Here is a 13808-nt window from a genome sequence, read left to right as displayed (position 1 = left end):
GACGGCGTTGGCGAGGAGGTTGGCCAGGACCCGTTCGAGGAGGGCGGGGTCGGCGCGCCCGGAGCTCCGGTGGGCGCTTCCCCTGGTGGGGCGCGATTCCGGTCGCGGCCGCTGCCGCCGGTCCCGCCGCCGCCCCGGCGCCCGCCGCCCCCGCGGGCCGGGCGGGCGGTGCTGTCCGGCATCGGCCTGGTCGCGCTGCTGGCCTGCCTGCTGGGCGCGCTCAAGCTGACCGGTGACGACGGCGGTGGCCAGGGCGGTCAGGGTGGCCAGGGCGGCCAGGGCGGCCGGGCCACGTCGGCGCCGGCCAAGCCGTCGCCGAAGCGCGGCCCGGTCGCGGCCGACGGCAAGCTGCGGTTCACGGTCGCGGGGCTCTCCTGCGGTAGCACGGAGCTCGGTCCGTGGCCGGTGACGAAGAAGCCGCAGGGCCAGTTCTGCCTGGTCGAGCTGAAGGTCGACAACGTCGGCGACGGCAAGGCGCGGGTCTGGCTGGGCAGCCAGCACCTGCGCGACGTGGACGCCCACGAGTACTCGCCGGACGAGTTGTCGTGGATCTACTACGACAAGACGCGGCCGCTGCTGGAGGAGATCAACCCCGGCAACTCGGTCACCGGCACGCTCGTCTTCGACGTGCCCAAGGGTGTGCGCCTGGCCGAGCTGCGGGTCAAGGAGCACCCGCTCAGCGGCGGCGAGACCATCAACCTGCGTTGATGCCGGCGTCCGTGAGAGCGCGTCCACGACGGTCCTCGTAGCGCGGCCGCGCGAAAGCGTGGCGGGACCGCCGGTGCGGCCGCAACGCATCGACGGGTGAAACCGAGCAAACACCATGGACACAGCCATGGCAAGGGTTACCACGCCGTGAAGTTTCGTTACATCCGTGTTATTGACTTCGCTGTCCGCGATCCGATTAACTGCGCCGGAACCGGTTACGGAACCGCTTCCAGAAAACGCTCTCTTGCCAGAAAGCGCTCTCACCGAGAGGATGCCCGACGTGCCGATCACCATCGCCGATGTGGCGACGCGAGCCGGGGTCAGCAAGACCACCGTCTCGCGTGTCCTCAACGGCAAGGGCGAGGTCGACGAGGCGACCGCGGCACGTGTGCGGAAGGTCATCGACGAGCTGGGCTACGTGCCCAGCGCGCGGGCGGTCAACCTCGCCCGCGGGCACACCAGGGTGATCGGGATGTTGGTGCCGTCGTTGATCTGGCCGTGGATGGGCGAGGTCGTTCAGGGTGCGGTGGACGTCGTGGAGACGGAGGGGTACGGGTTGCTGCTGTTCACGTGCAACCGCGGCGCCGAGTCGATGCGGCAGTTCTCCGCCCAGGTGTCCGGCAAGGCCTTCGACGGCCTGCTGGCCATCGAGCCCGAAGGGACGCTGGACTACCTCGCCGACCTCTACGCCGGTGGCCTGCCGGTGGTGCTCATCGACGACCGCGGCGACAAGCCGCTGATGCCGTCGGTGGCCACCACGAACCGGGCCGGCGGGGCGCTCGCCGCCCGTCACCTGATGGAGATCGGCCGGCGCCGCCCGCTGGTGATCACCGGCAAGGAGAAGTTCGGCTGCACGCAGGACCGGCTCGGCGGCTTCACGGACGTGTACGCCGCCGCCGGCCACCCGGTCGACCCCCGCCTGGTGGTGGAGGGCGACTTCACGTACGACTGCGGCATCCGGGCCGTCCAGCGCTCGCTCGACGGCGGGCTGGAGTTCGACGCCGTGTTCGCACACAACGATCTCTCCGCCGCCGGCGCCCTCCAGGCGCTGCGCGCGGCGGGTCGCACGGTTCCCGGCGATGTCGCTCTGGTGGGTTTCGACGACATCTCCTACGCCGCGCACACCGAGCCGCCGCTGACCACCGTCCGCCAGCCCATGCGCCAGATGGGTGAGATGGCGGCCCGGAGGCTCATCGCGCACTTCGACGGCACCCCGTTGACGTGCGAGCCCAACATCCTGTCCACCACGCTCGTCGTGCGCGGCTCAACCGTGCCGACCGCTACGACGTAGCCCGACCCGCTCCACCCTTCTCGCCGCACAACGGGCGGGACCGGCCGCAAGGGTCCCGTCGCGATACCGAGACGAATGACGCCCCACCTGTCGATCCAGGTACGTAAGGAGACACCCCCGTGTTGACCAGACGCTCCGTAGTGCTCGGCCTCGCCGGGTTGCTCGCCACCGGCGGTCTCGCCGCGTGCGGCGACTCGCCGAACGCCGGCAACGACGGCAAGACCGTGACGGCGCTCAACGTGGGCATGCCGAACGGTCCGCAGACCGAGAACCACAACCCGTTCCTCACCACCTCGTCGTCCGCCTCGCTGGGGTACCGCTGGGTGCTCTACGAGCCGCTGATGATGTGGAACCCGGTCAAGCCGGCGGACCCGATGAAGCCGTGGCTGGCCACGAAGGCGGAGTGGAACAAGGACTACACCTCGGTCAAGGTCACCATCCGCGACAACGCCACCTGGTCCGACGACCAGAAGGTCACCGCCGAGGACGTCGCGTACACGTACAAGCTGGTGCGTGACAACGACGCCCTCAACTCCGGCGGCGTCAAGATCTCCGACGCGACGGTCAGCGGCTCGGACGTCACCATCACGTTCAAGAGCCCGCAGTTCGTCAGCCAGCAGAAGGCGATCGCCCAGATCCCGATCGTGCCCAAGCACATCTGGGAGAAGGTCAGCGACCCGAAGACGGAGACGAACCTCAAGCCGGTCGGCTCGGGTCCGTACACGCTGAAGTCCTTCACGCCGCAGACCACCACGCTGACGGCCCGTGACAAGGGCTACTGGCAGGCGCTGCCGCAGGTCAAGGAGCTGCGGTACACCTCCTACACCGACAACAACGCGCAGACCACGGCCCTGGCCAACGGCGAGTCGGAGTGGAGCTTCGTCTTCATCCCGAACTACAAGACGGTCTTCGTCGCCAAGGACTCCGCGAACCACAAGGTGTGGGCGCCGCCGGTGCTGGGCATCCACGGCCTCTACATCAACACCACCAAGGCGCCGTTCGACGACGCGAACCTGCGCAAGGCCATGAACATGGTCATCGACCGTGAGGACATCTTCAAGACCGCCGAGGCGGAGTACTTCCACCCGCTGGTCAAGAGCGTCAACGGTCTGCCCTCGCCGGCGGGCGACGCGTTCACCGCGCCGGAGTACAAGGGCAAGGAGCACAAGGTCGACATCGAGGGCGCCAAGGCGCTGCTCGCCAGCTCCGGCTACAAGCTCGAGGGCGACGTGCTCAAGGACAAGACCGGCAAGCCGGTCGCGCTGACCCTCACCGACCCCGCCGGTTGGTCGGACTACCAGACCAGCCTCGAGATCGTGAAGGGCAACCTCGCCAAGATCGGTATCGCGGCCACGGTCGACAAGGCGAACCAGGACGCCTGGTTCAAGAACGTCGAGGAGGGCAACTTCGACGCGGCCTTCCGCTGGACCGAGGGTGGCTCGACGCCGTACGACATCTACAAGACCGTCATGGACGGCGCGGTGCTCAAGCCGATCGGCACGGCCTCCCCGGCCGGTAACTTCGGCCGCTTCAAGAGCGACGAGGCGACCGCGGCCCTGCAGGCCTACGCCAACGCGACCGACGAGGCCGCCCGCACCACGGCGATGAACACCCTGCAGAAGATCTTCGTCGAGCAGATGCCGATGATCCCGGTCGGCGCCGACAATATCGGTGGGGCGTACTCCACCAAGAACTGGGTCGGCTGGCCCGACGACAGCAACCCGTACGGCGCCGGTCAGCCCACCCAGCCCAACTCGCTGGACGTGGTCCTGCACCTCAAGCCGGCCAAGTAAGTCCCCGACCGGCACAGACACCGCTCCCCGGGTGGCCCACCAGCGCGGCTGCCCGGGGAGCGGCACCACCCGGTACGACACCCCGAGACAGGAATCCGGCATGACGACGTTGAGCGAGAGCACGGCGGCGCCGGTCGGCGAGGTGGTGCTGGAGGCCGTCGGGCTGACCAAGCATTTCCCCGTCCGCCGGAAGTTGCGTGACCTCTTCTCCCGCACTCCGGCCGCCGTCCACGCGGTCGACGACGTGTCCTTCACGCTGCGCCGGGGCAAGGTGACCGCCCTCGTCGGCGAGTCCGGCTCCGGCAAGTCCACCGTCGCGCGGCTGCTCGCGCAGCTCTACCCCCGCACCGCCGGCGACATCCGGCTGCACGGCCAGTCCACCCGGGTGCGCGGCGGCCGCCGGTTCCGCGCCTACGTCCGCCGGGTGCAGCTGATCTTCCAGGACCCGTTCGCCTCGCTGAACCCGATCCACACCGTGCGGTACCACCTGACCCGCGCCCTGAAGATCCACGGCAACGCGGGCAAGACCTCCGCCGACCTGGAACGGGCGCTCGCCGAGCTGCTGACGCGGGTCAGCCTCACGCCGCCGGAGCGGTACATCGACAAGTTCCCGCACGAGCTGTCGGGCGGCCAGCGCCAGCGCGTGGCGATCGCCCGCGCCCTGGGCGCCGACCCCGAGGCCCTGCTCGCCGACGAGCCGGTCTCGATGCTCGACGTGTCGATCCGGCTGGGCATCCTGAACCTGCTGCGCGACCTCAAGGAGCGGCTCAACCTCGCCATCCTGTACATCACGCACGACATCGCCTCGGCGCGGTACTTCGCCGACGAGACGATGGTGATGTACGCCGGGCGCATGGTCGAGGGCGGCGACAGCGAGACGGTCACGCAGAACCCCGCGCACCCCTACACGCGCCTGCTCATCGACTCCGCGCCGGACCCCGACCGCATCGCCGGCGTCGCCGACGCCGCCACGGACCGCGGCAACGGCGAGCCGCCGAGCCTGATCCGCCCGCCGTCCGGCTGCCGGTTCCACCCCCGCTGCCCGCACGCGATGCCGCGCTGCTCCGTCGACACGCCGCCCCGCATGGAGATCGGCGACCGGCCCGGGCACTGGGCCGCCTGCTGGCTCTACGACCCGCAGACCGTCGCCAAGGAGGGCCCCGGCTCGCTCGCCGGCGCCGACCCGGCCGCGCCGACCCCGCCGGCGGCCCTGCACCTGGCGGAGGAGACCCGATGAAGTTCCTGCTGCAGCGCCTCGCGTTCTACCTGTTCACGGCCTGGGCCGCGATCACCCTGAACTTCTTCATCCCGCGCATGATCCCCGGCGACCCGGTCAAGTCGCTCATCTCCAAGAACCAGGGCCGGCTGTCGGCCGACGCGATCCAGTCGCTGTACGTGCTGTTCGGCCTCGACAAGGACATGAGCCTGTGGGACCAGTACGTGCGGTACTGGAACCAGCTCTTCCACGGTGACCTGGGCCTGTCGTTCACGTTCTTCCCGTCGCCGGTCTCCGAGGTGGTCAGCTCGAGCCTGCCGTGGACCATCGGCCTGGTCGGCATCACCACGATCATCAGCTTCCTCATCGGCACGGGCCTGGGCATCGGCGCCGGCTGGCGGCGCGGTTCGTGGATCGACGGCATCCTGCCCGTCACGACGCTGCTGTCGTCCATCCCGTACTTCTGGCTCGGCCTCGTCGCGATCGCCCTGTTCACCGGCCCCGACAGCTACTTCCCGTCGTCCGGCGGCTTCACGCCGGGCCTGGTGCCGGCCTGGGACCACTACTTCATCGGCAGCGCGATCAACCACAGCGTGCTGCCGGCCGGAACCATTCTCCTCTCCTCGATGGCCGGCTGGATCCTCGGCATGCGCAACATGATGGTGACCGTGTCCGCCGAGGACTACATCACCGTCGCGCACGCCAAGGGCCTGTCCGAGCGGCGGGTCATGCTCAGCTACGCCGCCCGCAACGCGCTGCTGCCCAACGTCTCGGGCTTCGCCCTGGCGCTCGGCTTCATCGTCGGCGGCACCCTGCTGGTGGAGATCGTCTTCTCCTACCCGGGCCTCGGGTACCAGCTCTTCCAGGCCGTCGGCGCCAAGGACTACCCGCTGATGCAGGGCATCTTCCTCATCATCACGATCTCCGTGCTGGTGGCGAACCTGCTCGCCGACGTCGCCTACCTCCTGCTCGACCCCCGCACCCGGAAGAGTGGCTGACGATGACCGCTACCCCGTCCAGCATCGAGCAGGTGATCCCCGGCCAGGGTGCCATGGCCCAGCCGTCGGCCACGCCGACGAAGGCCAAGCGCAGGCGGTTCCGATTCATCGCCAACGGCAAGGCCGCCACCGGCCTGGTCATGCTCGGCATCTACGTGCTGTTCGCCATCATCGGCCCGTGGGTCGCGCCGTTCGACCCGGACGAGCGCACCCCCGAGGTGCTGGCCCCGCCGTCGGCCCAGCACTGGTTCGGCACCTCGCACCTCGGGCAGGACATCTTCAGCCAGATCCTGGCCGGCACCCGCGGCGTCATGGTCGTCGGCATCACCGCCGGGGTCATCGCGACGGTCCTGTCGGTGCTCATCGGCGTCACCGCCGGCTACCTCGGCGGCGCCGCCGACGAGAGCCTGTCGGCGCTGTCGAACGTCTTCCTGGTCATCCCGGCGCTGCCGCTCATCATCATCGTCACCGCGGCGGTCACCAACGCCGGCGACCTGATCGTGGCGCTCGTCATCGGGCTCACGTCGTGGGCCTGGGGCGCCCGGGTGCTGCGCGCGCAGACCCTGTCGCTGCGCCGGCGCGACTACGTCGAGGCGGCCCGCGCGTCGGGCGAGAAGACCTGGCGGATCGTGCTGTTCGAGATCCTGCCCAACCTGACCGCGATCATCGCGTCCGGCTTCGTCGGCACCGTCATCTTCGCCGTCATGTCGGAGATCACACTCGCCTTCATCGGGATCTCCTCGGTGTCGTCGTGGAACTGGGGGACGATCCTGTTCTGGGCGCAGAGCCAGCAGGCCCTCGCCCAGGGCGCCTGGTGGTGGTTCGTGCCGGCCGGTCTCGCGATCGCCCTGCTCGGCACCGCCCTGAGCCTGGTCAACTTCGGCATCGACGAGTTCGTCAGCCCGCGGCTGCGCAGCAGCGGCACCGGCAGGTTCCGCACCGTGACCGGCGAGCGCGTCAAGATGAAGGTCGGCTTCACCCCGGTCGTCCGTGACCGCGAGACCGCCCCCGAGATCACGATCAAGGACGCCGAGGGAGTCGCGCGATGACCCAGGTTCTGACCCGGCCCCTGCTGGAGATCCGCAACCTCAACGTCGACTACGGCCTGGGCGACGACGCGGTGCACGCCGTGCGCGACGTGACCCTCACCATCCACCGCGGCGAGGTCGTCGGCCTCGCCGGCGAGAGCGGCAGCGGCAAGTCGACCCTGGCCTACGGCGTCACCCGGCTGCTGCCGCCGCCGGGCGTCGTCTCCGGCGGCGCGGTGACCTACCACCCGCCGACCGGCGACCCGTTCGACGTGCTCAACCTGTCGCCGGCCGAGCTGCGCAAGTTCCGCTGGGCCGAGACCTCGATCGTGTTCCAGGGCGCGATGAACTCGCTCAACCCGGTGCACAAGGTCTCCACCCAGCTCATGGACGCCATCAAGGCGCACGAGCCGGGCACGAGCAAGCGGGCCCGCCTCGACCGGGCCAAGGAGCTGCTCAAGCTCGTCGGCATCGCCGAGGACCGCCTCGACAGCTACCCGCACCAGCTCTCCGGCGGCATGCGCCAGCGCGTCATGATCGGCATGGCGCTGGCCCTGGAACCGCAGCTGGTCATCATGGACGAGCCCACGACCGCGCTCGACGTGGTCATGCAGCGGCAGATCCTGGGCCAGCTCGTCGAGCTGCGCGAGCGGCTCGGCTTCTCGGTCCTGTTCATCACGCACGACCTGTCGCTGCTGGTCGAGTTCTCGGACCGCATCGCCATCATGTACGGCGGGCGCATCGTCGAGGAGGCGCCCTCCGCCGACATCTACCGCGACCCGAAGCACCCGTACAGCGAGGGCCTGCTCCGGTCGTTCCCCGCGCTGCGCGGCGCCCGCCGGGAGCTGTCCGGCATCCCCGGCTCGCCGCCCGACCTGCGCGGCATGCCGACCGGCTGCGCGTTCCATCCGCGCTGCCCGAAGCGGTTCGAGCCCTGCGACACCCGCATCCCGATCCTCGGCAAGCCCGACGACCACGTCGGACCGCCCAGGTCCGTCGCCTGCTGGCTGCATCCGGTCACCGCCGGCTAGCGGCTCTAGACCAGCTGATCTGGTCGGGGCCTATCGGCTCTGGACCCATCGAACACCACGTCCCAGCTGAACCAGGAGAACCATGGACACCACCGCGACGCCCCTCGATCGGCCGAACCCGATCGCCACGCTGCCGCCCTCGTTCCGCTGGGGTGTGGCAACCTCGGCGTACCAGATCGAGGGCGCGATCGACGAGGACGGGCGCACCCGGTCCATCTGGGACACGTTCTGCGAGGTTCCCGACGCGGTCGCCAAGGGTGACACCGGCGAGGTCGCCTGCGACCACTACCACCGCATGCCCCAGGACGTCGCGCTGATCCGCGACCTGGGCGTCGACCTGTACCGCTTCTCGGTGGCCTGGCCGCGGGTGCAGCCGCACGGCCGCGGCCCGGTCAACCCGGCCGGCCTCGGCTTCTACGACCGGCTCACCGACGAGCTGCTCGCCAACGGGGTCGAGCCGTGGGTCACCCTGTACCACTGGGACCTCCCGCAGGAGCTCGAGGACGCGGGCGGCTGGCCGAACCGCGACACCGCCTACCGCTTCGCGGACTACAGCATGTTCGTGTTCGACGCGCTGCAGGACCGGGTCAAGACGTGGACGACGCTCAACGAGCCGTGGTGCTCGGCGATGCTCGGCTACGCCTACGGCGCGCACGCCCCGGGCCGGCGCGACTTCGCCGCCAGCATGCGGGCCGTGCACCACCTGCTGCTCGGCCACGGCCTGGCGACCCAGCGGATGCGGGCGGCCAGCGACGGCCGGCACGAGTTCGGCATCACGCTGAACATGGGCGTGGCCACCCCGGAGACCGACAGCGCCGCCGACCGCGACGCGGCCCGCCGCTCCGACGCCCTCGGCACCCGTATCTACCTCGACCCGCTCGTCCACGGCCGCTACCCGGCCGACCTGATCGAGGATCTCGCCGCGCAGAGCATCACGCTGCCGGTCGAGGACGGCGACCTCGAGGTCATCTCCACCCCGATCGACGTGCTCGGCGTCAACTACTACTTCAGCGAGACCGTCTCCGGCGTCGACGAGGACGGCAACGCCACCGACGCGACCGGCCTGCCGGTCAGCCGGCCGATCCCGACCGGCCGCCCGATCACCGCGATGGGCTGGGAGATCGTCCCCGAGGGCTTCACCCAGCTGCTGACCCGGCTGCACAACGACTACGGCCTGCCGATGGTCGTCACCGAGAACGGCTCCGCGTTCGACGACGAGCCCGACGAGACCGGGTTCGTCGACGACCAGGACCGCATCGGGTACTTCGACTCGCACATCGGCGCCGTCGCGCTCGCCCGGCAGCAGGGCGCCGACATCCGCGGCTACTTCGCCTGGTCGCTGATGGACAACTTCGAGTGGGCGTACGGCTACGACAAGCGCTTCGGCATCGTCCGGGTCGACTACGACACGCAGGAGCGCACCCCGAAGGCGTCGGCGCACTGGTACCGCGACACCATCAAGGCCCTCCGCGCGTCTTGACGCTCAGGCTCGCGCCCATGCGAACATATGTTCGTGCCGGCGTCGATCCTGCACGCGGACCTCGACGCGTTCTACGCCTCCGTCGAGCAGCGTGACGACCCCCGCCTGCGTGGCCGCCCGGTCATCGTGGGCGGGGGCGTCGTGCTCGCGTGCAGCTACGAGGCCAAGCGCCGCGGGGTGCGCACCGCGATGGGCGGCCGGCAGGCCCGCGCCCTGTGCCCGGACGCGGTGGTCGTCCCGCCCCGCATGCGCGCCTACTCGGAGGCGTCCAAGGCCGTCTTCGCCGTGTTCCGCGACACCACCCCGGTCGTCGAGGGCCTCTCGATCGACGAGGCGTTCCTCGACGTCGGCGGCCTGCTCCGGCTCGCCGGCACGCCCCTGGAGATCGCCACCCGGCTGCGGGCCCGGGTGCTCGCCGACGTCGGCCTGCCGATCACGGTCGGCGTCGCCCGCACCAAGTTCCTGGCCAAGGTCGCCAGCGGCGTGGCCAAACCGGACGGCCTGCTGCTGGTGGAGCCGGCCGGCGAGCTCGACTTCCTGCACGCCCTCCCGGTCGAGCGGCTGTGGGGCGTCGGGAGTGTGACCGCCGCCAAGCTGCACGCCCACCGCATCACGACGGTCGGGCAGGTCGCCCGGCTCGGCGAGGCCACCCTCGTGTCGCTGCTGGGGGAGTGGGCGGGCCGCCACCTGCACGCCCTGGCCCACAACCGCGACCCCCGCCCCGTCGTCACCGGCCGGCGCCGCCGGTCGGTCGGCGCGCAGCGCGCCCTGGGCCGCGGCCCGCACCCGCCGGCGTTCGTCGAGGCTGTCCTCGCCGAGCTGGTCGACCGGGTGACCCGCCGCCTGCGGGCCGGCGGCCGGCCCGGCCGCACCGTGACGCTGCGGCTGCGCTTCGCCGACTTCACCCGGGTCACCCGCTCGCAGACGCTGCCCCGGGCGACCTGGCAGACCCGGACGATCCTCGACGCCGCCCGCCGCCTGCACGCGCAGGCGGCGTCGACGATCGCGCAGCGCGGCCTGACCCTGGTCGGGATCGCCGTGGCCAACCTCGACGACGAAGGCGCCGTCCAGCTGGAGCTGCCGTTCGAGGTCCACGACCAGGCCGGCCTGGACGGTGCGATGGACGCGGTCCGCGAGCGGTTCGGCTCGGCGGCGTTGACGCGGGCGTCGCTGCTGGGCCGCGGCCAGGGCCCGACCGTGCCGCTGCTACCGGACTAGCTACCGGACCAGCTACCGGACCAGCAGGCCGCGCAGTTCGGCCACGACCAGCTCCGGCGCCTCCTCGGCCATGAAGTGGCCGCAGCGTACCGGGACGTGGCGCAGGTCCGGGGCCCACGCCCGCCACAGGGCGGCCGCGTCGAAGCCGAGCAGCGCGCCCCAGTCCTGCTGCAGGACCGTGACGGGCATGGCGAGGGTGGTGCCGGCCGTACGGTCGGCGCGGTCGTGCTCGACGTCGATGCCGGCCGAGGCCCGGTAGTCGGCGACGATCGACGCGACGGCGTCCCCGGACGCCTTGAGGTACTCGGCGCGGACGTCGGGCGGGATCGCCGCCGGGTCGTTCGTCCACAGGTCGAGGAAGTGGCCGAAGAAGTCGTCGGCGCTCGCGGCGATCATGCGCTCGGGCAGGCCCTTGGGCTGCGCCATGAGGTACAGGTGAAATCCCACGGCGGCCGTCGTGCCGTGCATGACGTCCCACATGTCGAGGGTCGGTAGCACGTCGAGCGACGCGAGGTGGGTGACGCGCTCCGGGTGGTCGAGGCCGGCGCGGATCGCGACGAGGGCGCCGCGGTCGTGGCCGGCGAGCGCGAACCGCTCGTGGCCCAGCTGCCGCGCCAGCTCGACGACGTCGGCCGCCATGGTCCGCTTGCTGTAGGTGCCGGGGCCGTCCTCGGCGGGTTTGTCGCTGGCGCCGTACCCGCGCAGGTCGGGGCAGATCACGGTGTGGTCCTCGGCGAGCGCGGCGGCGACGTGCCGCCACATCAGGTGGGTCTGCGGGAACCCGTGCAGCAGCACGATCGGGCTGCCGTGCCCGGCGACGGCGGTGTGCAGCTCGACGCCGTCGGCGACGGGGACACGCAGGTGTTCGAAGGTCATGCCGACCACCCTGCGCGGCCCCGATGAGCAGCGGATGAGTAGCGTGGTTGCGGTGCTGGTCAGGTTCGGGGTCCTCGGGCCGGTCCGGGCCGAGGACGCAGCCGGGCGGCCGGTCTCCCTGAAGGGCCCGATGCACCGGGCGGTGCTCGCCCGGCTCCTGGTGGCCCGCGGCCGGGTCGTCCCCGTCGCCGACCTGGTCGACGACCTGTGGGTGGCGCCGCCGGCCGGTGCGGTGGCCGCCGTGCGGACGTTCGTCGCCGCGCTGCGCCGCGCCCTCGAACCGGACCGCCCGCCCCGCGCCCCGGCGACGCTGCTCGTCACGGCCGGCGCCGGCTACGCGCTGCGCCCGGCCCCCGGCGAGGTGGACGCCTGGCGCTTCGAGCGGGCGGTCACCGCCGCCGCTGCCGCGGACCCGCCGGTCGCGCTGCGCATGCTCGACGAGGCGCTCGATTGGTGGCAGGGCCCCGCGTACGCCGACTTCGCCGACGCGGGCTGGGTCCGCGCCGAGCGGGCCCGGCTGACCGAGCTGCGGCTGCACGCCGCCGAGCGGCAGGCCGCCGCCCGGCTCGCCCTGGCCCGCCCGGCCGAGGCCGTACCCGACCTGGACGCCCACGTCACCGCCCACCCGTGGCGCGAGGAGGGCTGGCGGCTCCTCGCCCTGGCCCTGTACCGCACCGGCCGTCAGGCCGACGCGCTCGCCGTGCTGCGCCGGGCCCGGGACCTGCTCGCCGGCCAGCTCGGCCTCGACCCCGGCCCGGCGCTGCGGACCCTCGAGGCGGACGTCCTGCGCCAGGCCCCGCACCTCGACCACCCGGCGTCCCCGTCCGCTGCCGCCGCGCGCCCGGCGGACGCGGCCGGCCCGCGCCGTGGGGCCGGTGCAGGGGTGGACGCGGGTGGTGGGGATGCTGCCGCCACCGTCGCGCGGCCGGACATGGCCGGCCCGCGGGGTGAGGTGGGTGCGGCGGGTGGGGACGCGGCCGGGGTCGTCTGGGCACGGGCGGCGGCGGCGTTCGAGCGGGTCGGTGGCGGGGCCGGGGCGCGCCTCGAGTCCGCGGTCGGGCTGCTGCGGACCCTCGCGGTCACCGGTCCGGGCGGCCTCGAGGCGGCGCGCGAGCAGCGGGCGGCGGCGGTCGCGGCGGCCGAGCAGCTCGGCGACCCGGAGCTGACCGCGCGGGTGATCGGCGCGTACGACGTGCCCGCCATCTGGACCACCGCCGACGACCCGGCCCAGGCGGCCGCGGTCGTCGCCGCCGCCGAGCGCGCCCTGGCCGTGGTGCCGGCGGCGCGCCCGGCGGTGCGGGCCCGGCTGCTGGCGACCGTCGCGGTCGAGTCGCGCGGCACGGCCGACCTGCGGGCGCTGCGCTGCGCCGGGGAGGCCGAGGCGATCGCGCGGGAGCTCGACGACCCGGCCCTGCTGGCGTTCGCGCTGAACGGGGCGTTCATGCAGAGCTGCCACCGCACCGGCGGGGCCGCCCGCCGCGACGCGATCGGCGCCGAGCTCGTCGCCCTGGCGCACCGCCACGCCCTGGTCACCGCCGAGGTCCTCGGGCACCTGATCCGGATGCAGGCCGCCGCGGCGGTCGCCGGGTTCGCCGCCGGGGACGGTCACGCGGCGGCCGCCGACGACCTGGCCGCCCGGCACGAGCTGCCCCTGGTCGGGGTCTTCACCGACTGGTACCGCGCGCTGCGCTCCGACGTCGCCGGCCAGGTCCCGGCGGGGGAGGCCGAACGCCGGTACCGCGCCGCCGCCGCCCGCCTCGACACCGCCGGCATGCCCGGCCTGCGCGACGGGCTGCTGCCCCTGGCCCTGCTCGGCCTGCGGCTGCGGCGGGGCCTGCCGCTGGTGGACGAGGGCGGCTGGGGCCAGTACGAGCCGTGGGTCCGCCCCGTGCTGGACCTGTCCGCCCGCCCGGCCGTCGGGGACGCGGCCAACTCCGGTGGCTCCGGTGGCGCGCCCGGCTCCGGTGACGCCGGTGGCTCGGACCGGCTGGCAGGACCGGCCGTCGGTGGCTGCGCCGGCTCCGGTGGCTCCGGTGACGCTGGTGGCCCGGACCGGGACGCGGGGGCGGTCGGCCGCGACCGGGACCGGGGCGCCCGGCCAGCGGGTGTGTCGGCCCAGCCACCATCCCAGCCACCATCCCAGCCACCATCCCAGCCACCATCCCAGCC

At 72.4% G+C, this 13808-nt stretch carries 11 protein-coding genes; 10 read left to right on the top strand and 1 reads right to left on the bottom strand.

Annotated features, from left to right (window positions below; all coding sequences use genetic code 11):
• From ABZS66_RS50475 to dinB, 9 genes are all read left to right on the top strand, one after another.
• Positions 1 to 708: DUF4352 domain-containing protein (locus ABZS66_RS50475; protein ID WP_354770220.1), on the top strand; the 708-nt coding region annotated here is incomplete at its 5' end.
• Between the two features lie 280 nt (positions 709 to 988).
• Positions 989 to 1999, top strand: a complete 1011-nt coding sequence (locus tag ABZS66_RS50470; RefSeq protein ID WP_354770219.1) for a LacI family DNA-binding transcriptional regulator — start codon at positions 989 to 991, stop codon at positions 1997 to 1999.
• A gap of 119 nt (positions 2000 to 2118) precedes the next feature.
• The gene (locus ABZS66_RS50465) at positions 2119 to 3792 is read left to right on the top strand and encodes an ABC transporter substrate-binding protein (protein ID WP_354770218.1); all 1674 of its coding nucleotides are present in this window, start codon (positions 2119 to 2121) and stop codon (positions 3790 to 3792) included.
• A 100-nt stretch (positions 3793 to 3892) separates the two neighbouring features.
• Positions 3893 to 5029 carry an ABC transporter ATP-binding protein gene (locus ABZS66_RS50460; RefSeq protein ID WP_354770217.1) on the top strand — a complete coding sequence of 379 codons (1137 nt, stop codon included), beginning with the start codon at positions 3893 to 3895 and terminating at the stop codon, positions 5027 to 5029.
• Positions 5026 to 6006, top strand: coding sequence for an ABC transporter permease (locus tag ABZS66_RS50455; protein ID WP_354770216.1), 981 nt, complete (start codon positions 5026 to 5028; stop codon positions 6004 to 6006). Before ABZS66_RS50460 ends, ABZS66_RS50455 begins: the two co-directional genes overlap by 4 nt.
• A 2-nt stretch (positions 6007 to 6008) precedes the next feature.
• Positions 6009 to 7055: an ABC transporter permease gene (locus ABZS66_RS50450; RefSeq protein ID WP_354770215.1), complete on the top strand. Its 1047-nt coding sequence runs from the start codon at positions 6009 to 6011 to the stop codon at positions 7053 to 7055.
• Complete coding sequence (locus ABZS66_RS50445) at positions 7052 to 8065, top strand: ABC transporter ATP-binding protein (protein ID WP_354770214.1); 1014 nt, start codon at positions 7052 to 7054, stop codon at positions 8063 to 8065. The genes ABZS66_RS50450 and ABZS66_RS50445 overlap by 4 nt, the downstream gene beginning before the upstream one ends.
• An 82-nt stretch (positions 8066 to 8147) precedes the next feature.
• The gene (locus tag ABZS66_RS50440; RefSeq protein ID WP_354770213.1) at positions 8148 to 9545 is read left to right on the top strand and encodes a GH1 family beta-glucosidase; all 1398 of its coding nucleotides are present in this window, start codon (positions 8148 to 8150) and stop codon (positions 9543 to 9545) included.
• A gap of 27 nt (positions 9546 to 9572) precedes the next feature.
• Positions 9573 to 10763, top strand: coding sequence for a DNA polymerase IV (dinB, locus tag ABZS66_RS50435; RefSeq protein ID WP_354770212.1), 1191 nt, complete (start codon positions 9573 to 9575; stop codon positions 10761 to 10763).
• 12 nt (positions 10764 to 10775) lie between these two features.
• On the opposite strand, the gene ABZS66_RS50430 is transcribed toward dinB, so the two are convergent.
• Entirely contained in the window at positions 10776 to 11639 is an 864-nt protein-coding gene (locus ABZS66_RS50430; RefSeq protein ID WP_354770211.1) for an alpha/beta hydrolase, read from the bottom strand.
• 34 nt (positions 11640 to 11673) lie between these two features.
• Between ABZS66_RS50430 and ABZS66_RS50425 the strand changes: the two genes are divergently transcribed.
• A partial coding sequence (locus tag ABZS66_RS50425) for an AfsR/SARP family transcriptional regulator (RefSeq protein WP_354770210.1) occupies positions 11674 to 13808 on the top strand: 2135 nt, incomplete at its 3' end.

It is taken from the genome of Dactylosporangium sp. NPDC005572 (genome assembly GCF_040605515.1).
GTDB lineage: Bacteria > Actinomycetota > Actinomycetes > Mycobacteriales > Micromonosporaceae > Dactylosporangium.
Note: the sequence above shows the minus strand (reverse complement) of the source record. Positions and strands in the feature narration are given on the sequence as shown.

What these genes read in the sequence shown, in the direction of transcription:
- ABZS66_RS50430 (WP_354770211.1), bottom strand. Translation starts at nt 11,639, where the DNA reads ATGACCTTCGAACACCTGCGTGTCCCCGTCGCCGACGGCGTCGAGCTG.
- ABZS66_RS50455 (WP_354770216.1), top strand. Translation starts at nt 5,026, where the DNA reads ATGAAGTTCCTGCTGCAGCGCCTCGCGTTCTACCTGTTCACGGCCTGG.
- dinB (WP_354770212.1), top strand. Translation starts at nt 9,573, where the DNA reads ATGTTCGTGCCGGCGTCGATCCTGCACGCGGACCTCGACGCGTTCTAC.
- ABZS66_RS50460 (WP_354770217.1), top strand. Translation starts at nt 3,893, where the DNA reads ATGACGACGTTGAGCGAGAGCACGGCGGCGCCGGTCGGCGAGGTGGTG.
- ABZS66_RS50445 (WP_354770214.1), top strand. Translation starts at nt 7,052, where the DNA reads ATGACCCAGGTTCTGACCCGGCCCCTGCTGGAGATCCGCAACCTCAAC.
- ABZS66_RS50450 (WP_354770215.1), top strand. Translation starts at nt 6,009, where the DNA reads ATGACCGCTACCCCGTCCAGCATCGAGCAGGTGATCCCCGGCCAGGGT.
- ABZS66_RS50440 (WP_354770213.1), top strand. Translation starts at nt 8,148, where the DNA reads ATGGACACCACCGCGACGCCCCTCGATCGGCCGAACCCGATCGCCACG.